This window comes from Dactylosporangium sp. CA-092794 (assembly GCF_050948465.1).
Lineage (GTDB): Bacteria > Actinomycetota > Actinomycetes > Mycobacteriales > Micromonosporaceae > Dactylosporangium.
This window is the reverse complement of the sequence record NZ_CP192044.1, coordinates 10,519,346-10,538,926: the sequence shown is the minus strand read 5'-3', so window position 1 is coordinate 10,538,926 and position 19,581 is coordinate 10,519,346. Positions and strand designations below refer to the sequence as shown.

19 protein-coding genes are annotated in these 19,581 nt (G+C 72.7%); 10 read left to right on the top strand and 9 right to left on the bottom strand.

All coding sequences use genetic code 11. The features are described from left to right. The first annotated feature begins 8 nt into the window (after nucleotides 1–8). The 3 genes from ACQPXD_RS45420 to ACQPXD_RS45410 are packed head-to-tail and all read left to right on the top strand — an operon-like array spanning nucleotide 9 to nucleotide 3,890. Complete coding sequence (locus tag ACQPXD_RS45420) at nucleotides 9–1,133, top strand: hypothetical protein (RefSeq protein ID WP_432829511.1); 1,125 nt, start codon at nucleotides 9–11, stop codon at nucleotides 1,131–1,133. 1 nt (nucleotide 1,134) lies between these two features. After that, nucleotides 1,135–2,610 (top strand): hypothetical protein, encoded by a 1,476-nt coding sequence (locus ACQPXD_RS45415; RefSeq protein WP_432829509.1) that lies wholly within the window; start codon nucleotides 1,135–1,137, stop codon nucleotides 2,608–2,610. Beyond that, nucleotides 2,601–3,890: an AAA domain-containing protein gene (locus tag ACQPXD_RS45410; RefSeq protein WP_432844196.1), complete on the top strand. Its 1,290-nt coding sequence runs from the start codon at nucleotides 2,601–2,603 to the stop codon at nucleotides 3,888–3,890. Before ACQPXD_RS45415 ends, ACQPXD_RS45410 begins: the two co-directional genes overlap by 10 nt. 57 nt (nucleotides 3,891–3,947) lie before the next feature. Here ACQPXD_RS45410 and ACQPXD_RS45405 read toward each other — a convergent pair whose 3' ends face one another. The 4 genes from ACQPXD_RS45405 to ACQPXD_RS45390 form a co-directional block, all read right to left on the bottom strand. Further along, nucleotides 3,948–4,247 (bottom strand): hypothetical protein, encoded by a 300-nt coding sequence (locus ACQPXD_RS45405; protein WP_432829507.1) that lies wholly within the window; start codon nucleotides 4,245–4,247, stop codon nucleotides 3,948–3,950. Nucleotides 4,248–4,337: 90 nt separating this feature from the next. Continuing rightward, nucleotides 4,338–4,985, bottom strand: a complete 648-nt coding sequence (locus ACQPXD_RS45400) for a winged helix-turn-helix domain-containing protein (protein ID WP_432829505.1) — start codon at nucleotides 4,983–4,985, stop codon at nucleotides 4,338–4,340. A 381-nt stretch (nucleotides 4,986–5,366) separates the two neighbouring features. Next, nucleotides 5,367–5,756: an NYN domain-containing protein gene (locus ACQPXD_RS45395; RefSeq protein WP_432829503.1), complete on the bottom strand. Its 390-nt coding sequence runs from the start codon at nucleotides 5,754–5,756 to the stop codon at nucleotides 5,367–5,369. Between the two features lie 11 nt (nucleotides 5,757–5,767). Then, nucleotides 5,768–6,529 (bottom strand): thioesterase family protein, encoded by a 762-nt coding sequence (locus ACQPXD_RS45390; RefSeq protein WP_432829501.1) that lies wholly within the window; start codon nucleotides 6,527–6,529, stop codon nucleotides 5,768–5,770. Nucleotides 6,530–6,557: 28 nt separating this feature from the next. Here ACQPXD_RS45390 and ACQPXD_RS45385 point away from each other — a divergent pair, with 28 nt between their 5' ends. From ACQPXD_RS45385 to ACQPXD_RS45370, 4 genes are all read left to right on the top strand, one after another. Continuing rightward, entirely contained in the window at nucleotides 6,558–7,529 is a 972-nt protein-coding gene (locus ACQPXD_RS45385) for a magnesium transporter CorA family protein (protein WP_432829499.1), read from the top strand. After that, nucleotides 7,526–8,905, top strand: coding sequence for a dihydrolipoyl dehydrogenase (gene lpdA, locus ACQPXD_RS45380; RefSeq protein ID WP_432829497.1), 1,380 nt, complete (start codon nucleotides 7,526–7,528; stop codon nucleotides 8,903–8,905). The genes ACQPXD_RS45385 and lpdA overlap by 4 nt, the downstream gene beginning before the upstream one ends. 65 nt (nucleotides 8,906–8,970) lie before the next feature. Beyond that, nucleotides 8,971–10,365, top strand: coding sequence for a class II 3-deoxy-7-phosphoheptulonate synthase (locus ACQPXD_RS45375; RefSeq protein WP_432829495.1), 1,395 nt, complete (start codon nucleotides 8,971–8,973; stop codon nucleotides 10,363–10,365). Next, entirely contained in the window at nucleotides 10,358–11,392 is a 1,035-nt protein-coding gene (locus ACQPXD_RS45370; protein WP_432829493.1) for a threonine aldolase family protein, read from the top strand. Before ACQPXD_RS45375 ends, ACQPXD_RS45370 begins: the two co-directional genes overlap by 8 nt. 664 nt (nucleotides 11,393–12,056) lie before the next feature. Here ACQPXD_RS45370 and ACQPXD_RS45365 read toward each other — a convergent pair. Next, entirely contained in the window at nucleotides 12,057–13,232 is a 1,176-nt protein-coding gene (locus tag ACQPXD_RS45365; RefSeq protein ID WP_432829491.1) for an MFS transporter, read from the bottom strand. Further along, entirely contained in the window at nucleotides 13,229–13,750 is a 522-nt protein-coding gene (locus ACQPXD_RS45360; RefSeq protein WP_432829489.1) for an ArsR/SmtB family transcription factor, read from the bottom strand. The genes ACQPXD_RS45365 and ACQPXD_RS45360 overlap by 4 nt, the downstream gene beginning before the upstream one ends. Before the next feature lie 90 nt (nucleotides 13,751–13,840). Here ACQPXD_RS45360 and ACQPXD_RS45355 point away from each other — a divergent pair, with 90 nt between their 5' ends. Both ACQPXD_RS45355 and ACQPXD_RS45350 read left to right on the top strand, forming a co-directional pair. Further along, nucleotides 13,841–14,509, top strand: coding sequence for a TetR/AcrR family transcriptional regulator (locus ACQPXD_RS45355; RefSeq protein WP_432829487.1), 669 nt, complete (start codon nucleotides 13,841–13,843; stop codon nucleotides 14,507–14,509). Between the two features lie 41 nt (nucleotides 14,510–14,550). After that, nucleotides 14,551–15,678: an FAD-dependent oxidoreductase gene (locus ACQPXD_RS45350; protein WP_432829485.1), complete on the top strand. Its 1,128-nt coding sequence runs from the start codon at nucleotides 14,551–14,553 to the stop codon at nucleotides 15,676–15,678. Here ACQPXD_RS45350 and ACQPXD_RS45345 read toward each other — a convergent pair. The 3 genes from ACQPXD_RS45345 to ACQPXD_RS45335 are packed head-to-tail and all read right to left on the bottom strand — an operon-like array spanning nucleotide 15,675 to nucleotide 19,187. Further along, nucleotides 15,675–16,547 (bottom strand): deoxyribonuclease IV, encoded by an 873-nt coding sequence (locus ACQPXD_RS45345; protein WP_432829483.1) that lies wholly within the window; start codon nucleotides 16,545–16,547, stop codon nucleotides 15,675–15,677. The genes ACQPXD_RS45350 and ACQPXD_RS45345 overlap by 4 nt on opposite strands. Next, nucleotides 16,547–18,514: a protein kinase domain-containing protein gene (locus tag ACQPXD_RS45340; RefSeq protein ID WP_432829481.1), complete on the bottom strand. Its 1,968-nt coding sequence runs from the start codon at nucleotides 18,512–18,514 to the stop codon at nucleotides 16,547–16,549. Before ACQPXD_RS45340 ends, ACQPXD_RS45345 begins: the two co-directional genes overlap by 1 nt. 34 nt (nucleotides 18,515–18,548) lie before the next feature. After that, entirely contained in the window at nucleotides 18,549–19,187 is a 639-nt protein-coding gene (locus ACQPXD_RS45335) for a hypothetical protein (RefSeq protein WP_432829479.1), read from the bottom strand. An 83-nt stretch (nucleotides 19,188–19,270) separates the two neighbouring features. On the opposite strand from ACQPXD_RS45335, the gene ACQPXD_RS45330 reads away from it, so the two are divergent. Further along, nucleotides 19,271–19,579 (top strand): Rv2175c family DNA-binding protein, encoded by a 309-nt coding sequence (locus ACQPXD_RS45330; protein ID WP_432844194.1) that lies wholly within the window; start codon nucleotides 19,271–19,273, stop codon nucleotides 19,577–19,579. The last annotated feature ends 2 nt before the right edge of the window (nucleotides 19,580–19,581 follow it).

The window sequence follows — 19,581 nt, the reverse complement described above, 5'->3', positions numbered from 1 at the left end:
AGATCCCCATGGACGCACTGGTAGACCGGTTGGACCGCATCCGCGGCACCGTGGCGCCGCGCAACCACAACGCCCGCACCATCGCCGCGCTCACCACCAACCCCGGCTGCGGCCGGCGGGGGCTGATGGACGCCGCCGGGGTGAACAAGGGCGCCGTCGCCGGGCAGCTCGGCTTCCCCGCCGCCTTCGGCCAGTCCCGGTTCGCGATCGCCCGCGGCAACGCGTTCGAGGCGCAGGTCAAGGCCGACGGCGCGGCCGAGCTGCTGCAGCTGCTGCGCGAGCGGCTCGGCCTGGCCATCCCCGAGGTGGCCTACGACGACCTGTCCAACGTGGGCGGCAACGCCAGCCGCGAGGTGCGCTACGCGCGTACCCGCAGCCTGCTGGCCCGGGCCGCGGCCGAGCGCGACGACGCCGGCACGCTGTTCGATCACCCGATGCTGCGGCTGGACATCGCCGGGTACTACGCCTACCTCGAGCCCGACCTCATCGCGTTCCGGGTCGGCGGGCGCTTCCACGTGGTCGAGATCAAGTCGTTCGCGGTGATCGACGAGCAGGCCGACCCGGGCAAGGCGGCCTCCGCGGCCAAGCAGTCGGCCGTCTACGTGCTGGCCATGCGCGAGCTGCTGGGCGAGCTCGGGTACCCGCCCGAGACCGTCTCGCACGACGTGGTCCTGGTCTGCCCGGAGAACTTCGCCAACCGGCCGACCGCCACGCTCGTCGACGTGCGTAAGCAGCTCACCGTGCTGCAGCGGCAGCTGTCCCGGCTCACCCGGCTCGACAAGATCCTCGACGCGCTGCCGGCCGGGCTCTCCTTCGACCTCGCCTACGACGCCGACCACCAGCCCACCCGGCCGCCGGACGAACTGCGCAAGGCGGTCAGCACCATCGACGCGCGGTACAGCCCGGACTGCCTCGGCAACTGCGAGATGGCGTTCTTCTGCCGCGACGAGTCGGCCGGCTCCACCTCGGCGCTGGGCCGCTCGATCCGCGACGACCTCGGCGGCGTGGAGAACGTCGGCACGGTGCTCGGCCTGGCCCGCGGCACGCTCACCCCGGGCGCCGGCCAGGAGGAGATTGCCGGCCTGCTGCGCCTCGCGCACCGGCTGCGCACCGAGTGCCTGCAAGAGGCCTGAGTTGAGCATCCTCACCGCGCTGGCCCGGGCGGAGGCCGTCGAGTCCGGGCGGGCGCAGCCGCTGACCACGGTGCGGCACACGCACATCGCGGCGAAGCCGCTGGTGCTGGTGCCGCTGGCGCTGGCCGGCGAGGCCGCCGCGCCGCTGGCCGCCATGGTCGGCACCGCCCCCGGCGCCGGACGGGTGCTGGTCGTGGCCAACCCGCGCGACCGCACCCAGCGCTTCGAGTTCGTCGCGCAGCTGGCCCGGGTGATGCTGGGGTACATCGACGGCTTCTCCCGCAGCGTCGACCCGGGCCAGACGTCGAAGATCCGCTACGCCGACGCCCCGCAGGTGCTGGTGCCCAACCGCGGCGGGGTCGAGTTCGTGCGGCTGCTGGGCCGCTCGACCCGCTTCCGCCGGACGTACGGCCCGCACCCCGTGCACCGCACCGTGCCGCTGCTCGGCCAGTGGCTCACCTTCCTGCGTGAACGCGCCGACCACCCCGGCTCGGCGACGCTGCTGGCGATGACCGAGGTGCTCGGCGAGCACTGGGCGACCGGGCAGAGCGGTCTGGAGGACGCCAACCTCGCCGCGCTGCTGGGCTGGATCGACCCGCCGGCGGGCCGGTCCGGCGCGAGCGCGGCGGCGCTGGCCGAGGACCCGCTGCGCTGGCCGCCGGCCGGGCCGAGCACCGACCCGACGTTCGACAACGAGATCCTGGCGCCGGCGCTGGCCGCCTGCGCGCGGGCGGCCGACCCGCAGGCCGGGAGCCGGGCCCTGGCCGCGCTGACCGCCGCCCTCACCGACCAGGTGGAGCCGACGTGGGGGCTGATGTGGCGGGCGGTGGACCTGCTGCGGGCCCGGCGGGCGGGGACTTCGGTGGAGTCGCGGTGGGCGGTGGACCGCGATGTTTTCACGGGGTACCACATGTCACTGGCCGAAGGCACCGCGCTGCCGCAGCCCAGGCGCGACAGTGCGGTCGCCGCGGCCGGCCGCCTCGACCGGCTGGAGCGGGAGCAGGCCCGCTACGAGGCCCAGCGCGCGCTGGACGATCCGCTGATCATGGCCGAGTTCCGGCTGTCGGGCGAGGCGTTCACCGGCACCGTCGTGTCCGCCTCGCCGAACCGGGTCGACACCTCGGGCAAGAAGGCGGCGCTGCGCCCGCACATCACCGTGCAGACCGAGGACCCGGTGCGCCTGGAGCCCGGCGCGCTGCTGGTCTCCCCGGCGCGGCTGGCCCAGCAGGCGATGGTGGTCTCGGTCTCCTCCGTCGACGTCGTGCTGGAGCTGAGCAAGGGCATGGGGCGCTCCACCAAGCAGCCGGCGCCGGGCTCGGTGCCGGAGGTGGGGGAGCGGGTGACCTACGGCCCGGTCAGCGACGCCTACCAGCCGCCCGGCCGGTTCCCCAGCCGCGAAGACACGCCGTGGACGCACGGCGGCCCGCCGCCGGAGTACCAGCCGAGCGACTCCGACGCCGGGGAGGACTGGTCGTGACCGTCATCGACGACATCCTGGCCGACTTCGGCTCGTCCGCCGGCCGCGGCGTGGTGGTGGACTCCCCGCCCGGGGCCGGGAAGTCCACGCTCGTGGTGCGGGCGGCGCGGACCATGGCCGAGGCCGGCGAGCGGCTGATGGTCGTGGCGCAGACCAACGAGCAGGTCGACGACCTCATCGACCGGCTGGCGAGCGCGGCGCCGGGGCTGGAGATCGGCCGGCTGTCGGCGTCGACCTACGTGCCGGCCCAGCGGGTGATCAAGCACGGCTCGGTGACCGTCAGCGGCGCCGTGTCCGACGTGCAGACCAGCGCCGTGGTCATCGGTACCGCCGCGAAATGGGCGACCGTGACCGACGGCACCTGGGAGCGGGCGATCGTCGACGAGGCCTACCAGATGCGCTCCGACATGCTGCTGCGCGTCGCCGGCCGGTTCTCCCGCGGGCTGTTCGTGGGCGATCCCGGGCAGCTCGACCCGTTCTCCGTCGTGGCCGTCGAGCGCTGGGCCGGGCTGTCCTGGGATCCGATGCAGAGTGCGGTGGCGGTACTGCTGCGGCACAACCCCGGCCTGCCCGTGCACCGCCTGCCGGTGTCGTGGCGGCTGCCGCCGTCGGCCGCGTCGGTCGTCTCCGCCGCGTTCTACCCGTTCACGCCGTTCGAGGCCGGCACCAAGCCGGCGGACCGGCGGCTGGAGTTCTCGGTGCGGGCCATCGGCGGCGACCCGCGCGTCGAGGACACCCTCGAGACCGCCCGGCGCACCGGCTGGGCGCTGCACGAGCTGCCCGCCCGGCACACCGTGCGCACCGACCGGGAGGCCGTGGCGGCGATCGCGGCGATCGTGGTGAGCCTGCTGCGCCGGGGGCCGGTGGCGTACTCCGAGCACGCCCCCGAGGGCCGTCCGGTCACCGCCGACCGGGTCGCCGTCGGCGCCGCCCACCGCGACCAGGTCGCCGCGATCCGGCAGGCCCTGGCCGACACCGTCGCCGCCGATGTGACCGTGGACACGGCGAACCGGCTGCAGGGCCGGGAGTACGACGTCACCGTGATCCTGCACCCGCTGTCCGGCCGCCGTGACGCGAGCGCGTTCCACCTCGAGGCCGGCCGCCTGTGCGTGCTGGCCTCCCGGCACCGCCACGCGTGCGTGGTCGTGGCCCGGGCCGGGATCGCCGAGCTGCTGGACAGCCACCCGTCGGCCGAGCCGGTCCACCTCAATGTGCCGGTGCGCTTCCCCGACGGCTGGGAGGCCAACCAGGCGATCCTCGCCCACCTGTCCGGCCTGTGAAACGCGACCGTGCCCCGCTCCCGTGCAGGGGGCGGGGCGCGGCCGGTCGAGAGGAAGTTACCGCTTGACCCGTTTCCGCACGCTCCTGCTGGTCCGCCGCCAGGCGTTGACGGCCCGCTGCCGTGGCGTGAGCCGCGCTCGGCGCCGGCGCACGACCGTCACCACCGCCACGACGGCGGTGGCCACCCCGGCCGCGGCGGCGGTCACCAGTGGAACGGCGCGACGACGTGCCACGTCCCGGGTCTGGCCGGCCAGTTCGGCCGCACCCCCCTTGGTCCGGGCGGACAGGTCGCCGACCGCGTTGCCGAGGTCCTTGCGGTTTTCGGTCACGCTGCCGTTCGCATGTGTCACGCTCATCGCTGCCCCTTTCTCTCGTGCCCACCGGTTTGCCCAGTCGCGGCGGTGCTCAACCACGCGCAGGGGCGACGGAGGTCACAAAAGGGACGGTCAGTCCTCCCGGACCACGACCTGGACGGCGGCGTCGTCGTCGAGGCGGTAGCCGACGCCGCGCACGGTGGCGATGATCCGGGCCGCGTCGCCCAGCTTCACCCGCAGCCGGCGCACGTGCACGTCGACGGTGCGCTCGGTGCCCACCATGTCGTAGCCCCACACCTGGCGCAGCAGCTGGGCGCGGCTGAACACGCGGCGCGGGTGCTCGCAGAGGAAGAGGAAGAGGTCGTACTCGCGGCGGGTCAGCGGCACCGGCGCGCCGTCCGACAGGACCAGCCGGGAGCCGGTGCACAGATACAGCGACGGGGCGTCGGGCGCGGCCCGGCCGATCCGCTTGACCTTCGCGTCCGCTCCCGGCCCGGGCGCCGCCGGGGCGGGGGAGTCCTCGCGGTCCGTGGCGTCGTTGCCCGGCGCGGGCTCCACGAGGCGCAGCGTGCGGCCCTGCGGCTGACCTGCGGTGGCGGTCCGCGTCAGCGCTGCGCTGCGCTGGATCTGCTGCCCGGCCTGGCTGGCGGCGAGCGCCTCGAGGTCGCTGAGGAGGCGGGAGGCCTCCGGCGGTAGCTCCTCGCCGTTGAGGGTGATGTGGACGGTGATGGTGACCACGGAGGGTGCGACGTCAGGCGCACCGACGACCGACACGGCCATTTTCAATCCTCTCGAAAACCTTCTGAGTGAACGCCGATTTCTGATTTCAACCGGGGGGCACTCGACAAAGGCCGTCGAAATGGTGCTCACGACGGGATATCCACATCGGATCAAGCTGCACCTCAGGGCACATGGCACCGACCTTACCAGGAGCGTCACGTGAAGCGACAGTCGTGTTACGTGCCGCACAGAATAGATCAATACTAATTCGTCTGACGTTTTGGGGCGGTATTCACCGGCAATTCACGAGAGCGGTGCCCCGATAACTTTGCGTGAGTCCGCGGCTGCGGTCAACTCGTTCCCAAATAATGGAAGATCACTGAGGATCGTTGCATTGCTAGGTGCGCATGCTGCGAATTCTTCGCCCGTAAATCCTATCGGCTAGGTAGAGTCGCGTCGTCCACCATATGGGATCGCGGCCCGGAGCTGTCCGGGGCTGACAATACTCGCCCCCAGCTCCGTGACCCTGTGGCGCAGGAGTCGGTCCGATGTCACTACGATGACAGGCCGGTTGCTCACATTGTCGCGCACGAGCCGCACAATATGATCGTCTCCCGATTGTGGGGCCGCCTCGACGGGCACCCCGTCGATGCCTCGCACCCCTCGGGCGGCGCCCTCCACCACGAGTGTGACGTCCCCCGGGAGGGCGGAGCGGTCCCGCTGGGCGAGGGCGTCGCGCAGCCGCGCCGCCGCGCCCGCGCGGTCGCGCCACCAGCCGTCGGGCACCGAGCCGACCACGTTCGCGCCATCGACGATGATCAGCGGTTCCACGATGACGCTCCTTACCCCGCGTCCGCCAGGCGGTAGGCGGCCAGCTGGGTGGCCTGCGCGACCGCCCGGCCGGTGCTGTCCCACACCTCGCAGACCTGGTCGACCAGGCTCTCGGTGAGCAGCCGGGCGCGCTGGCGCACCCGCAGCGGCCCCGGGGCCGGCCGGGCGCGGACGTACACGGTGAGCTCGAGCGTCGGCGTCCAGCCCCGTCCGCCGAGCGTGAACGTCGCCGGCGGGAACGAGTCGACCGCGAACAGCAGCGACAGCGGGTCGAACGGGGAGTCGTCGGCGAAGCTCAGCCAGCCGCGCAGGTCGCCCGGCCGGCGGAAGTCCACCCGCTGGTCGAGCAGCTCCAGCATGTCGATGCGCACCCCGGCGGCGGGAGGCTCGATCGGGGTGCGGGGCAGCTCCTCGCGCGGGGTGACCTCCGGCGGCTCCGCGTCACTCCACCGGGGCGAGCCGGCCACCGCCAGGTCACCCAGGGTGAACAGGGCCTCGACGCAGACCCGCTCCTTCTGCGTGAGCCGCACCCGGGCCTGGCTCGCCGATCGGCCCGCGCGCAGGGACTCGACCTCGACGTTCGCCGGGCCCGGCTCGGGCGGGGAGAGGTACACCGCGCTCGCGCTCAACGGGTCCGGGTGGGCCGCGGTGACCGCGGCCCGGGCCAGCAGCGCCAGGAGGTAGCCGCCGTTCGGCCGCCCGCCCACCGTCCACTGTGGATCCAGCTGGGCCTCGCCGTTCTCGACCGTCGTCGCCTGCTCGAACCCGGCCACCGGCGCCTCCTTCTGCTTTGATGGCGGTATGGCGCGTACGCGGCTCTACCGGCACGGGCGGCTGGAGGCCGAGGACTTCCCGCTCGACGATATCTCCGAGCATCTCAAGGACCCCGACGCGGTGGTGTGGCTGGACCTGACCGATCCGCGGCCGGACGACTACGACCGGGTGCAGGAGGAGTTCGGGCTGCACCGGCTGGCCATCGAGGACGCCTCCTCGCCGCACGAGCGGCCGAAGCTCACCCGCTACGCGAAGCACATGTTCTTCAACGCCTACGCGATCGACTTCGCCACCGGGGCCGGCGACCTCGACGTCCACGAGGTGTCCGCGTTCGCCACCCACCAGGCGCTGATCACCGTGCACGCCCCCGACTTCGACATGGACGCGGTGGTGAAGCGCTGGGACGCCACCCCCGACCTGGCCGGACACGGGGTCGCCTACCTGGCCCACGGGCTGCTCGACGTGATCGTCGACGGGCAGTTCGACGCCGTCCAGCGCCTCGACGAGGCGCTGGAGGCCCTGGAGGACCGGCTGTTCGAAGAGACGGCGCAGGCCATCCGGCAGGTGCAGCAGCGCAGCTTCCGGCTGCGCAAGAGCCTCGGCCGGATGCGCAAGGTCGTCCTGCCGATGCGCGAGCTGGTCAACAGCCTCATGCGGGCCCGGGAGCACATCGTCGACGACGAGATGCTGCCGTATTACCACGACCTCTACGACCACGTCCTGCGGGTGACGGAATTCACGGAGTCCCTGCGCGACTTCACCGCCACGATCCTGGAGTCCAACCTGGCGGTGCAGGGCAACCGGCAGAACACCATCATGAAGAAGGTCACCAGCTGGGCCGCCATCATCGCGGTGCCAACGGCCGTTACCGGTTACTACGGGCAGAACATTCCGTTTCCGGGCTATGAGAAGTTGTCGGGGTTCCTCACATCGGCGGTGCTCATCGTGCTGCTGTCCGTGGTGCTGTACGTCACCTTCAAACGCAGGGATTGGCTATGACTGAACACTTCGACGTCGTCGTGCTGGGCGCCGGCCCCGGCGGCTACACCGCCGCCGTACGCTCCGCGCAGCTCGGCCTGCGCACCGCCATCGTTGAGGACAAGTACTGGGGCGGCGTCTGCCTCAACGTCGGCTGCATCCCCTCCAAGGCGCTGCTGCGCAACGCGGAGCTGGCGCACATCTTCACCGCGGAGGCCAAGACCTTCGGCATCCAGGGCGAGGTGACCTTCGACTACTCCGCCGCCTTCCAGCGCAGCCGCAAGGTGGCCGACGGCCGGGTCAAGGGCGTGCACTACCTGATGAAGAAGAACGAGATCCGGCAGTACCAGACGAAAGGCAGCTTCCTCGACGACCACACCCTGCGGGTGGGCGACGAGACCATCACCTTCGCCAACTGCATCATCGCCACCGGCGCGACGACCCGCCTGCTGCCCGGCACGACGCTGTCGGAGCGGGTCGTGACCTACGAGGAGCAAATCCTGACCGAGGAGCTGCCGGCCTCGATCATCATCGCCGGCGCGGGCGCGATCGGCGTGGAGTTCGCCTACGTGCTGCACAACTACGGCGTCAAGGTCACCATCGTGGAGTTTCTCGACCGGATGGTACCGCTGGAAGACGCCGAAGTGTCCGCGGAGCTGTTCAAGCGGTACAAGCGGCTCGGCATCGACGTGCTGACCTCGACCCGGGTCGAGTCGGTCGAGGAGACCGGCGACGGCGTCAAGGTCACCGTGTCGGCCAAGGGCGGCACGCAGACCCTGCAGGCGGACAAGCTCCTGCAGGCCATCGGCTTCGCGCCCCGGGTGGACGGCTACGGGCTGGAGAAGACCGGCGTCAAGCTCACCGACCGCGGCGCGATCGCGGTCGACGGCCGGCTGCGCACCAACGTCCCGCACATCTACGCCATCGGCGACGTCACCGCGAAGCTGATGCTCGCGCACGCGGCCGAGTCGATGGGCATCGTCGCCGCCGAGACGATCGCCGGGGCCGAGACGATGGAGCTCGACTACGTCATGATCCCCCGGGCGACGTACTGCCAGCCGCAGATCGCCAGCTTCGGCTGGACCGAGGAGCAGGCCCGGGAGAAGGGCTTCGACGTCAAGGTCGCGAAGTTCCCGTTCACCGCCAACGGCAAGGCCCACGGCCTGGGCGACCCGACCGGGTTCGTGAAGCTCATCAGCGACGCGAAGTACGGCGAGCTGCTCGGCGCCCACCTGATCGGCCCCGAGGTCACCGAGCTGCTGCCCGAGCTGACCCTGGCCCAGCAGTGGGACCTGACCGTGCACGAGGTGGCCCGCAACGTGCACGCCCACCCGACCCTGGGCGAAGCGGTCAAGGAGGCCGTCCACGGCCTCTCCGGACACATGATCAATATGTAGTCCAGCCGGCGGGATCGGCGGGATGGCGACACCACCCGCCGATCCGGCGTCGGTACCCTTTCCTCATGCGCCAGGAGTGGCACCACTTCACCTACCCGGGCCCGGAGATCTCCCGCGTCGCCGTCCCGGGCAACTCCGATGACGACGAGTTCGGCCTCGACCGGTGGCGCACGCTGCCGCGGGCCCAGACCCCGCCGTGGCCCGACCAGGCCGTGGTCGACGAGGTCGGGCAGCTGCTGTCGTCCGTCCCGCCCATCGTGGCGCCGTATGAGGTCGACCAGCTGCGCGAGCGCCTCGCCCTGGTCGCCGACGGCAAGGCCTTCATGCTGCAGGGCGGCGACTGCGCCGAGACGTTCGCCGACAACACCGAGGCGCACGTGCTGGGCAACGCCCGCACGCTGCTGCAGATGGCGGTCGTGCTGACCTACGGCGCCTCGCTGCCGGTCGTGAAGATCGGCCGGGTCGCCGGCCAGTTCACCAAGCCGCGCTCCGCGGCCACCGACTCGCTGGGCCTGGCCGCCTACCGCGGCGACATGATCAACTCGCTGGACAAGGACCCGGCCGCCCGGGTCGCCGACCCCCAGCGCATGGTGCGCGCCTACGCCAACTCCTCCAGCGCGATGAACATGCTGCGCGCCTACCTCGGCGGCGGCATGGCCGACCTGCACGCCGTGCACGACTGGAACAAGGGCTTCGTGGTCAGCTCGCCGGCCGGCCAGCGGTATGAGGCGATCGCCCGCGAGATCGACCGCGCGCTGCGCTTCATGCAGGCCTGCGGCGTCAACGACGACGAGGCGCTGCGCACCGTCACGCTCTACTGCTCCCACGAGGCGCTCGCCCTGGAGTACGAGCGCCCCCTGGTGCGCATCGCGGGCGGCCGGCCCTACGGCCTGTCCGGGCACTTCCTGTGGATCGGCGAGCGCACCCGCCAGATCGACGGCGCGCACGTCGACTTCATGTCTCGCCTGGCCAACCCGATCGGCGTCAAGCTCGGCCCGACCACCTCGCCCGAGCAGGCCCTGGAGCTCTTCGAGCGGCTCAACCCGCAGAACATCCCCGGCCGGCTCACCTTCGTCGCCCGGATGGGCAGCACGAAGGTCCGCGACGCGCTCCCGCCGATCGTGGAGAAGGTGACCGCGGCCGGCTGCCGGGTCGTCTGGCAGTGCGACCCGATGCACGGCAACACGCACGAGTCGTCCAACGGCTACAAGACGCGCCACTTCGACCGCATCGTCGACGAGGTTCTGGGGTATTTCGAGGTCCACCGCGAGCTGGAGACCCACCCGGGCGGCCTGCACGTCGAGCTGACCGGCGAGGACGTCACCGAGTGCCTCGGCGGCGCCCAGGCCATCGTCGACGAGGACCTGCCGGACCGCTACGAGACCGCCTGCGACCCGCGCCTCAACACCCAGCAGTCGCTGGAGCTGGCCTTCCTCGTCGCGGAGATGCTGCGTGGCTGAGATCGTCGTGGACTTCCGGTCCGACACGCTCACCAAGCCCTCGGCCGCCATGCGCGCCGCCATGGCGGCGGCCGAGGTGGGCGACGACGTCTTCGACGAGGACCCGACGCTGCACGAGCTGCAGGACGAGGTCGCCGGCCGGTTCGGCCACGCGGCCGCGCTGTTCATGCCCAGCGGCACGATGGCCAACCAGATCGCGCTGCAGCTCGCCGTCCCCCGCGGCGAGGAGCTGCTCTGCGACGCCGCCGCCCACGTGGTCACCGACGAGATCGGCGCCGCCGCCGCGCTCGGCGGCGTCTCCACCCGCACCTGGCCCACGGCCGGCGCCGACCTCGACCCGGCCGTCGTGGCGGACATGATCCGCCCCGACGGCTTCGTCGCCGTCCCCACCCGCGCCATCGCCGTGGAGCAGACCCACAACCGCGCCGGCGGCGCCGTCCTACCGCTGCCGACCTTGCAGGCGCTGCGCACCACCGCCGACGAGCACGGCGTCCACCTGCACTGCGACGGCGCCCGCATCTGGCACGCCCACGTCGCCGACGGCGTGCCGCTGGACACCTACGGCCGCCTCTTCGACTCCCTGTCGGTGTGCCTGTCCAAGGGCCTGGGCGCCCCCGTCGGCTCCCTGGTCGTCGGCTCCACCGAACGCATCGCCGCCGCCCGCAAGCTGCGCAAACGCCTGGGCGGCGGCATGCGCCAGGCCGGCATCCTGGCCGCCGCGGGCCTCTACGCCCTGCGCAACAACATCCCGCGCCTGGCCGAGGACCACGCCCGCGCCCACCGCCTAGCCGAGGCCCTCGCCCCGGCCGGCGTGGTCGACCCGGCCCGCATCCGCACCAACATCGTCCCCCTCGACCTGACCGGCCTCCCGCTCGACGGCCCGGCCTTCGCCGCCGCCGCCCGCGAAAACGGCATCCTGGTCTCGGTGCTGGGCCGCCGCCTGGTCCGCCTGGTCACCCACCTCGACCAGACCGACGACGGCATCGACCACGCGGTCAAGGTGCTCCCAACCCTGCTCCCAGCCTGACCTTCACCACCGCCTCCCCGGCCCCGCCCGCCGCCGCCGGCGGCAGGGCGGGGCCGGGTTCGCGCGCACGGCGGGTTCGCGCGCACGGCGGGTTCGCGCGCGCGGCGGGTTCGCGCGCGCGGCGGGTTCGCGCGCGCGGCGGGTTCGCGCGCGCGATCTGCTCTGCGCGGCCAGGCCGGACGTATCTCTCCGTGATCATGATGTCCGCGGTAGCCGCACACCGGGTTTTTCATGATCGCGGAGCCTTTCGGTACACGGGGGTACATCAGCGCTCCGTGATCATGAAAAACCGTTGGTGTCGGTGGCGGGTGCGGCATGATCGCGGAGACTTCCGGTCGCTGCGCCGTGCCTCGGCGCCGGCTGCGACGGCGGCCAGCAGAGCGCCGGCTGCGACGGCGGCCAGGGCGCGGGCTGCGAAGGCGGCCAGGGCGCGGGCCGCGAAGGCGGTCAAGGTGCGGGCTGCGACGGCGGTTAAGGCGTCCGCCGCGACGGCGGTCAAGGCGCCGGTCGACCTCGCGGCGTGCAGCGCCCGCCGCGAGGGACGTGATCAGCAGCCCCGCCCCGCGCCGCGCTCCGATTGGTCCATATCAGCATTTATCCGGATAAGTCGTGACGACGGAGTTGTCATGACTTATCCGGATTCGGCGGAGAACGCCGCCCGAGGTCACGGGGTCTCGGTGGCGGGGCGTTCCTCGGGCTCGTCGCGGCGGGTCAAGGCCAGCGCGATGGCCGACGCGGCGCAGGTCAGCACGCCCGCGGTCAGCATGGCGCCGTCCGCGTGCAGGTAGGCGACCAGCGGCGACGCGGCCGCCGTGCCCAAGCCGATCGCCGTCTGCAGCAGCGCCCCCGCGGCGGCGAACGCGCGGCCGTGCTGGGCGGGCGGGGTGCGCCCGCTGATCAGCGCGCTCTGCGCCACGTTGGCCATGCCGTTGCCGATGCCGCCGAGAGCGGAGGCAGTGAAGGCCAGCGCCAGGTTCGGGGCCAGCCCGATGCCCGCGATCCCGGCCCCGGTCAGCAGGTTGCCCAGCGCCAGCCCGGCGCTGCCGCTGAGTGGCAGGCGGGGGAGCACCTGCGCGCCGACGAGGGCGCCGGCGCCCCACAGCGTGAGGTACAACCCGTATCCGAAATCGCTCGCGCCCAGCTGGTCGACGAACCGGAACGGCGCGGCCACGTTGTCGATGATGCCGCTGCTGATGGCGATCGCGCTGCCGATCAGGGCCGTGCGCAGCAGCCGATCGGCGAAGATCAGCCGGAGGCCGCCCGCGTTGGATTCCTTGGTACTCGCGGTTGCCGACGCTCGGCGGCGGGCGGACAGGGTCGCGCAGGCCAGGGTCAGCGCGGCGAACGTGCCGGCGTCGACCAGGATCGCCGTCGTCGGGCCGAACGCGCCGGTGAGCAGGCCCCCCGCGGCCGGACCGGCGATCCAGCCCAGCCCGCTGCCGGTGGCGAGCATGGAGTAGCCCTGCTTGGCCCGCTCCTCGCCGGTGATCGCGGGCACGAGGGCGGAGGTCGCCGGCCGTACGAACGCCGAAAGCGCGGTCACCCCGGCGAACAACGCGATGATCGCCCACAGCGGCGACGCGAACGCGAGCGGCACACACAGCACCGCCTGCCCGGCCAGCGCGACGAGCAGCACCGTCCGCGTCTCGAGCCGGTCCACCACCCGCCCGGTGAGCGGCGCCAGCACGACGTAGGGGATCAGCTCCGCCGCCAGCAGCCCGGCCACCCACCCGCTCCCGTGCGGCTGCAGCCGCAGCAGCAGCGCCACGAGCGCGGCCGCGTCCCCCGCGGTCGACACCGCCATCCCGGCGGCCAGCACGGTGAGGTCGCGGCGCTTCACGCGGACGCCTCGGGCAGCAGCGCCAGGATGGTCCGCACCGGCGCCGATCCCGGCGGCCGCTTCGACGGGTCGGTGACCCGCTCGAGGTAGGGCGCGAACACCTCGTCGACCCGCTCGTGCAGCGCCGTGAGCTCGTCCGGCGTCAGGTACAGCGTCTGGCGGCTCATGAACGCGTCCGACCCGGCCCGCATCAGCGCCGCGACGTCGCTCGCGACCACGGCGTCCAGCAGCGCCCGGCTCTCCGGGGTGTCGGTCTCGAACTGCAGCCCGGGTGCGGTCAGCCGCCACGGCCGCCGCCGTCCGCTCTTCTCGCCGGCCTCGGTCACGAACCCGTGCCGGGCCAGGATTTGCAGGTGCCACGACATGTTGCCGGGCCGCTGCCCGAGCCGCTCGCCGGCCTCGGTGGCGGTCAGCGGCCCCTCCCGCTTGAGCAGCTCGATGAGCTCGAGCCGCACCGGGTGGGCGAGCGCGCGCATGGCGGCGGGCTCGCCGCTGAGATCGCGGCGGTGTGCATCCATATGACAAGACTCCTTGTCACAAGAACTCTTGTCAAGAAATCTCTTGAACGACCATGGTCGTAACGACCATGGTCGTGCTAGCCTCATTCCATGAGCGAACGGCAGCCCCGCAGCCGGCGGGATCGACCGGCCAAGCCGGCCCTGAGCCGGCAGGGCATCATCGACGCGGCCCTGGCCATCCTGCACGACGAGGGCCTCGACAAGGTGACCATGCGGAGGGTCGCCGCCGCGGTGGACTCCGGTCACGCCTCGCTCTATGTGTACGTCCGCGACACCGAGGACCTGCACGCGCAGATCCTCGACGCGCTGCTGGGCGAGATCGCCCCGTCGGCGGGCGGGGAAGGCGGCTGGCGCGACCGGCTGAAGGCCCTGCTCACCGCCTACGGCAACCTGCTCGGCCGCCACCCGGGCATCGCCCGGATGGCGATGTCCACCCAGCCCAGCGGGCCCAACTACGCGGCCCTGGTCGAGGCGGTCCTCGCCCTGCTCCGCGAGGGCGGGGTCAGCGACCGGCAGGCGGCCTGGGGCGTCGACCTGCTCCTGCTCTACCCGACGGCGCTCGCCGTCGAGCACAGCAATCCGAAGGTCAACGCGCAGCGGGCCGATGCGCTGTCCGAGATGGCCACGCAACTGCCCACGGTCGACCCGGCCCAGTTTCCGAACATCGCCCGGCTCGGTACCGCCCTCGTCTCGGGCGACGGCGCCGCCCGCGCCCATTGGGCGCTCAACGTCATCCTCGACGGCCTGCTATCCGACTGATCCGACTCATCACACACAGACCGACAGAAAGGCCGACCGAAATGTCAGAGGTAGCCATCGTCGGCGCGGGGCTGTCCGGCCTCGTCCTGGCCCGCATCCTGCAGCAGCACGGCATCGAGTCCACCGTCTACGAGCGCGACGCCTCCCGCGACGTGCGCGGCCAAGGCGGCTCGCTGGACATCCACGAGGAGTCCGGCCAGGTCGCCCTGCGCGCGGCCGGGCTCCTCGACGAGTTCCGCCGCCACACCCACCCGCAGGGCGAGCACTTGCGCGTCCTGGACAAGTCGGCCCACGTCTTCATCGACGCCGGGGCGGAGGGCGGCCGGCCGGAGATCGACCGCACCGCGCTGCGTGACCTGCTCATCGACAGCCTCGACCCGGGCCGGATCGTCTGGGACAGCAAGGTCACCGCGGTCGCCGCGCTCGGCGACGGCCGGCACCGGCTGAGCCTCGCCGACGGCACCGAAGTGACGGCCGATCTGCTGGTCGGCGCGGACGGCACCTGGTCGAGGGTGCGCCCGCTGCTGTCGGCCGCGACCCCGGAGTACTGCGGCATCTCCCACATCGAGATCGGCGTCAGCGACGCCGTCACGCGCCACCCCGACCTGGCCGCGATCGTCGGCCCCGGCGTGCTCTTCGCGCTCTCCGACGGCAGGGGCATCCTCGGCCACGGCGGCGACAACCTGGGGCTCGGCATCTCGCTGCGCGTGCCGCAGGACTGGGTCGCCGCCACCGGCGTCGACTGGTCCGACGCGGTGGCCGCCCGGGCGTTCCTGCTGGCGGAGTTCGCCGACTGGGCGCCCGAGCTGACCGACCTCATCCGCCGGTGCGACGACACGATCACGCCCCGGCAGATCTTCGCCCTGCCGATCGGGCACCGCTGGGACCGGGTCCCGGGCGTGACGCTCGTCGGCGACGCCGCGCACGTCATGTCGCCCTACGCCGGCGAGGGCGCCAACCTCGCCATGCTCGACGCCGCCGAGCTGGCCCTCGCGATCATCGAGCACCCCGGCGACCTGGAGACGGCGCTGGGCAAGTACGAGGCCGCGATGTTCCCGCGGGCCGAGGGCGCCGCCGAGGGGTCCGCTCAGGGCCTGGAGATGTGCTTCAGCCCGGAGTCGCCGAAGGAGATCGTCCACTTCTTCAGCAGCATGGCGCCGGCGGACTAGGCCGGGACGGCGGCGCGGAGCAGGGCGATGTCCGCCGCATGGTCGGCGGCATCCGCCCCGCTCGGCGTCTCCACGATCAGCGGTACCCCGCGCACCGCCGGATGCCTGAGCAGCTCGGCGAACGCGGCCGCACCGATCGTGCCCTTGCCCAGCGACTCGTGCCGGTCGCGCAGCGAACCGCAGGTGTCCTTGGAGTCGTTGGCGTGCACCAGCCGCAGCCGGTCCGGCCCCACCGCGGCGACCAGCGCGTCCAGCGTCTCGGTCATCCCGCCCGGCCGGGCGAGGTCGTGCCCGGCCGCCCACGCGTGGCAGGTGTCGAAGCAGACGCCGAGGTGCGGGTGACCCTCGACCGCGGCCAGGTACTCGGCCAGGTGCTCCACCCGCGAGGCCAGGGACCGGCCGCCGCCCGCGCTCGGCTCGACGAGCAGCGGCGGCCAGCCCTCGCGGTCGGCGCGCTCGAGCAGGGGGAGGAGCACCCGGTGTACCGTCGCGAAGGCCTTATCGGCATGGCCTGCGTCCACCGCCGATCCCGCGTGGAACACCACGCCACGCGCGCCGATGTCGCGGCCCCGGCGCAGGGCGTGCTCCAGGGTCGCGGCGGAGCGCTCGACCGTCGCCTCCGTCGGCGAGCCGAGGTTGACCAGCAGCGCCGCGTGGATGTAAGCCGTCACCCCGCGGTCGGCGCAGCCCTTGAGGAAGGCGTCGTCCTGCTTGGCGTCGCCGGCGGCCAGGGCCCAGCCGCGGGGATTGGAGACGTAGACCTGCACCGCCGTCGCCGCGGTCTGCTCGACGTAGCGCAGCGCGGCCTTGGCCAGGCCCCCGGCGGCGGGCGCGTGCCCGCCGACCGGGGCGAAGCTGGAATCGGACATCAGAAGAACGCGAACAGTGAGACGTGCTGGCCGGGCGCGACCGGCGTGCCGGGCTGCGGGTTCTGCTGGCGGACGGTGCCGAAGCCCTGCGCGTCGACGACCAGGCCGAGCTGCTGCAACTGGGCGCGCGCCTGGTCGAGCGGCTGGTTGGTCACGTCGGGCATCGGGATCTGCGCCGGGCCCTTGGAGACCTGCAGGTCCATGACCATGCCGTCGGTGACGCTGTTGCCGTCGCCGATGCTCTGCGACACGACCTCGCCCTTCGGCTTGTCGCTGTCGACCTCCTCGATCTTGCCGACCCCGATCTTCACCTTGCTGAGGGCCTGCTGGGCCTGGTCGAGCTGCTTGCCGATGACCAGCGGCACCTTGACCGGGTTGGGGCCCTTGCTGACGAACACCGTGATCGTCTGCCCGGGCTTGACCTGGGTGCCGATCTTCGGGTCGGTCTCCATGACGTGGCCGACCGGCACGGCGTCGTCGAACTTGTCGGCGCGGTTGCCGACCAGCTTCATCGCCTGCAGGTCGACCTGGGCGAGGTCCCACTCCTTGCCGGCGATGTCCGGCACCAGGTAGATCTCCGGACCCTTCGACAGCGTGAGCGTGATCGTGCCGCCGTTGAGGATGCGCCCGCCGGCCGGCGGGTCCTGCTCCAGGACCTGGTCCTTGGGGACGGTCGCGTTGTATTGCGGCGGGTCGAACTTGACCTTGAACCCGGCCGTGGTGGCCAGGTGGATCGCCTGGTCCTTGGTCCTCGCGGTCAGCTCGGGCGCGGCGGTGTAGCGCCCGACGCCGAACCAGTAGCCGCCGACGGCGACGAGCAGGCCGAAGGTCAGCATCGCCGCGATCACCGCGATGCGGGTCCGCGGGTTGGCGTTGACCTGCGCGAGCATGCCCTCCAGGCCGCCACCGCCCTGGCCGGGGCGGTGCCGGCGGCCGACCGGCTGCGGGGGAGCCCCGCCGGGCAGGCGGGCCCAGGACGGGCGGCGGGTGGCCTGATACATCTGCGGCACCGCGCCCGTGCGCGGCACCGACTCCACCTGCGGCACCACGACGGTCGGCGGCGCGACCGGCCGGGCCCGCTGCGCCGTCGCCGTGCTGATGTCCTCGCGCACCGCCTGCACCTCGGCCAGCAGCGCGCCGGCGTCGGTCGGGCGCCCGCCCGGGTCGCGCCGGGTCGCCCGGGTCACCAGGTCGTCGAGCGCCGGGGGCAGGCCGGGCACATACCGCGACGGGAACGGCACGTCGCGATCCACGTGCTGCCAGGCCACCTCGACCGGGCGGTCGGCCTCGTAGGGCACCCGGCCGGTGAGCATCTCGAACAGCACGATGCCGGCCGAGTAGACGTCGGTGCGCGGGTCGGCGTGCCCGTCGGTGACCAGCTCGGGCGCCACGTAGGCGACGGTGGCCATCAGGTGCGAGCCGCTCTCGTCGGCGCTCGCCTCCACCGCCCGGGCCAGGCCGAAGTCGGCGACCTTGACCACGCCGTCGATGATGTTGTGCGTCTCGCCCGGCGACTCGGCGACCAGCACGTTCTCCGGCTTCACGTCGCGGTGGACCAGGCCCGCCCGGTGCGCGGCGGCGATCGCGGCGAGCATCTGCTCCATGATCGCGAGGGCCTCCTGCGGCTGCAGGCGGCGCCGCTCGGCGAGCAGCTCGCGCAGGGTGTGGCCGCGGACGTACTCCATCACCAGATACGGCATGCCGTGGTGCGTGCCCTGGTCGTAGACGGCGACGACGTTGGGATGCGTGAGCCGCGCGATCGTCTTGGCCTCGTCGGTGAACCGGTCGAGGAACTGCGGGTCGCGGGAGTGCGCCGGGTGAATGATCTTCAACGCGACGGTGCGCTCGAGCCGCTCGTCGAGCGCGGTGTAGACCGTCGCCATGCCGCCCTTGGCGACACGCGCGCGAACGCGGTAGCGCCCGTCGACAAGCGCACCGAGGAGTGGATCGGCGACCGTGGTATCCATTGGCTGCGAGTGTACGGCTGGCCGGGGCGAAAGCTCAGCGCCCGGCGCCGGTTTGCCCGGCCGGAGCGGGATCGGCGCCCGATCGTCCCCATTTCGAGTGCTTTGTCGGCGAGGGTGAGGGCGACGGCTCCGCCACGGAGGGTGATGCGCTCGGCGACTCCGAGGGCCCGGCACCGCTCGGCGACGGCGTCGGGGTGCTCTCGGGGTCGGTCGTCTGCTGCGTCGGTACCTCCACCGGCACCGGCACCGGCGGCAGGGCCAGCACCGGCGGGGGAGCGGACCGGCGCACCTGGGGCCGGGCCTGCGTCGGCACCGGCCCCGGCGGCTGGATCGCCGCCGGCGGAAACTCGGTGCTCGGCGCCGGGGCGGCCGGCGCCGCGATCGGCGCCTCGAACGGCTCGGCCCGCAGCGCCGTCAGGCTGCCCGCGACCGCCAGGTACGTGCCCGCCGCGCCGCCCGCGACCAGCAGCGCGACCCCGGTCGTGGCGGCCACCCGGCGGCGCTGCGGCCGGCGCGCGACGTGCCGCCCCCGATGCCCGCGCGGCCCGAACTCGGCCGTCTCCGCCATCCCCAGCCGCACGACCCGCCGCTGCAGCGCGTGCCGGGAAATGTCGTAGCACGCGGAGCGCCAGGCACCGGCGACCTCTCGGTGGACCTTGAGCCACAGCCCCACTGCCAAATCCTTCCTCGGTACCGCGCGAGCACTACTGTGACGATGTGACCGAACAACCCGCCGAACCCGCCGAATGGCTGACCATGCCCGAGGTCGCGCAGCGCCTCGGCATCCCGGTCAACCGGGCGCACCAGCTCATCCGCGACCACTCGCTGATCGCCGTCCGCGAGGGCGGCGTGCTGCGCGTCCCCGCCGACTTCGTCACCGAGACCGGCGTGCTCAAGCACCTTCCGGGCGTGCTGACGTTGTTGTACGACGCTGGGTACAACGACGCTGAGGCCCTGCGGTGGCTGTACACCCCGGACGACACCCTGCCCGGCACCCCCGCCGCGGCCCTGTCCGGCAACCGCGCCACCGAGGTCAAGCGCCGCGCGCAGGCGCTGGGCTTCTGACC

What these genes read in the sequence shown, in the direction of transcription:
- ACQPXD_RS45350 (WP_432829485.1), top strand. Translation starts at nt 14,551, where the DNA reads ATGTCAGAGGTAGCCATCGTCGGCGCGGGGCTGTCCGGCCTCGTCCTG.
- ACQPXD_RS45340 (WP_432829481.1), bottom strand. Translation starts at nt 18,514, where the DNA reads ATGGATACCACGGTCGCCGATCCACTCCTCGGTGCGCTTGTCGACGGG.
- ACQPXD_RS45385 (WP_432829499.1), top strand. Translation starts at nt 6,558, where the DNA reads ATGGCGCGTACGCGGCTCTACCGGCACGGGCGGCTGGAGGCCGAGGAC.
- ACQPXD_RS45345 (WP_432829483.1), bottom strand. Translation starts at nt 16,547, where the DNA reads ATGTCCGATTCCAGCTTCGCCCCGGTCGGCGGGCACGCGCCCGCCGCC.
- ACQPXD_RS45360 (WP_432829489.1), bottom strand. Translation starts at nt 13,750, where the DNA reads ATGGATGCACACCGCCGCGATCTCAGCGGCGAGCCCGCCGCCATGCGC.
- lpdA (WP_432829497.1), top strand. Translation starts at nt 7,526, where the DNA reads ATGACTGAACACTTCGACGTCGTCGTGCTGGGCGCCGGCCCCGGCGGC.
- ACQPXD_RS45355 (WP_432829487.1), top strand. Translation starts at nt 13,841, where the DNA reads ATGAGCGAACGGCAGCCCCGCAGCCGGCGGGATCGACCGGCCAAGCCG.
- ACQPXD_RS45400 (WP_432829505.1), bottom strand. Translation starts at nt 4,985, where the DNA reads ATGGCCGTGTCGGTCGTCGGTGCGCCTGACGTCGCACCCTCCGTGGTC.
- ACQPXD_RS45375 (WP_432829495.1), top strand. Translation starts at nt 8,971, where the DNA reads ATGCGCCAGGAGTGGCACCACTTCACCTACCCGGGCCCGGAGATCTCC.
- ACQPXD_RS45330 (WP_432844194.1), top strand. Translation starts at nt 19,271, where the DNA reads ATGCCCGAGGTCGCGCAGCGCCTCGGCATCCCGGTCAACCGGGCGCAC.
- ACQPXD_RS45405 (WP_432829507.1), bottom strand. Translation starts at nt 4,247, where the DNA reads ATGAGCGTGACACATGCGAACGGCAGCGTGACCGAAAACCGCAAGGAC.
- ACQPXD_RS45420 (WP_432829511.1), top strand. Translation starts at nt 9, where the DNA reads ATGGACGCACTGGTAGACCGGTTGGACCGCATCCGCGGCACCGTGGCG.